General features: G+C 46.9%; 2 protein-coding genes. Both read left to right on the forward strand.

Annotation, left to right across the window (positions count from 1 at the left end; all coding sequences use genetic code 11):
• Positions 1-181 precede the first annotated feature (181 nt).
• Complete coding sequence (locus ACQY6Q_RS00555; RefSeq protein ID WP_011623908.1) at positions 182-577, forward strand: SirB2 family protein; 396 nt, start codon at positions 182-184, stop codon at positions 575-577.
• Positions 577-1,365 (forward strand): tetratricopeptide repeat protein, encoded by a 789-nt coding sequence (locus tag ACQY6Q_RS00560; protein ID WP_011623907.1) that lies wholly within the window; start codon positions 577-579, stop codon positions 1,363-1,365. Before ACQY6Q_RS00555 ends, ACQY6Q_RS00560 begins: the two co-directional genes overlap by 1 nt.
• Positions 1,366-1,592: the final 227 nt, after the last annotated feature.

Consider the following 1,592-nt stretch of genomic DNA (forward strand, 5'->3'; position numbering starts at 1 on the left):
GATTTTTTGCTTTACTGCATCGGCAAATTCGGCGGACTCATCGTCAATTATCATTAAATTCATTGTGGTTTCCTGCAAACTGAGGGACGGGGTTTCGTCTGTGAATCTCGCGCGTTAGGCATTGGTCTGGCGTTATGATTAGGGTAAACTAGCGCCTTTGTCACTGGCCATAAGTATCACAATGGAAACTTTTTACAGTCTTTATCCTGCTGTTAAGCACCTGCATTTAACCTTAATTGCCGTGAGTGTGCTGTTTTTTGTCGTTCGTTTTGTGTTGCACTTACGTCAGTCAGCACTGATGGGCAAGAAGGTATTCAAAATCGCGCCCCATGTTATCGACACTTTTTTACTGCTGTCGGGCTTAACCCTGTGCTTTATGATCAAGCAATATCCCTTTGTGGACCCTTGGTTGACCGAAAAAATTGGCGCCGTGCTCGCGTATATTGCCTTGGGCGTGATTGCGATAAAAGCGAACAGAAACAAATTGTTCAAAGTTTTTGCCTTTTTAGGTGCATTAGGTTGGTTAGTTTACGCGGCCAAATTGGCGCATTTTAAACAAGCGGTATTATTGGGTTAATGGGTAAATACAATCTGCAAGATGGCATTTCTTTGCCCGAGTCGGCATTGGATGTAGGTGCTCACCTTGGATTTTCAAACCTCGAAGCGGCGAAATGGGCTTGGTTTGAATTGGCGGGAGCCGTATTAAGTCATTACCTGGTGGATCAACAGCAACGCTTAAATGCGTTGCTGCATTGGTTTTATCAGGACTTGGGTTTTTGTGTCCGCGACAATTACTTCAGCACCGAAGCGGCGGATTTAGGCACTTGTCTTATCACTAAACAAGGCAATAGCACCACACTGGCGACGGTATTGATGCTACTGGCCAAGCAGCTCGATTTAGAACTCGAAGCCTTACTCCTACCGGGTAATACTGTGCTTCGCAGTAACGTCGCTGGCGTTGTGCGTTATCACGATCCGCTGACGGGCAAAGAGTTGACGAAACATCAGCTCCATGTGTTAGTGCGCGGTGAACTGGGTAACGCGGCCGAGCTTAAGCCAAGCTACTTAAAGGCGGCGTCGGTGAAGAAGCTGATTTCGCGCATGCTGCATGAGCTCAAGGCGGGGTGTATTGTGTCGCATCAATTTGAGGCGGCGATGGAATGTTGCAACTTGCTGCTACAGTGGCACCCTGATGATGTGCACTTAAATCGGGAGCGCGCCTTTATCGCCCAGCAACTGGGGTGTATCAATGTCGCGGCGGCCGATCTGCAACACTTTGTCGATAACAGCCCGCATGATCCTGTTATCGAAATCGTCAAAATGCAGCTCAAAGAGCTCAGTGAACACGCTGAAATCTATCACTAAATCTTAAAGGAGAGCCTAGCAGGCTCTCCTTGTTTTTCTAAAAAACAACAATAAATCGGGCGAATGGGAAGTTTGCCCACTAACTGCAAACGGCAGTTTTTAGCATAAATACAATAACAACTGTACCAAACAGGGAGAATACACATGGCAAGCACGGCATTAGTCACCAATGACGCGGTGGCGCTGGGAATATTGGCAACGATTCTGGGATTTGTGTTTTATACCAG

It is taken from the genome of Agarivorans sp. (assembly GCF_050295395.1).
Classification (GTDB): domain Bacteria; phylum Pseudomonadota; class Gammaproteobacteria; order Enterobacterales; family Celerinatantimonadaceae; genus Agarivorans.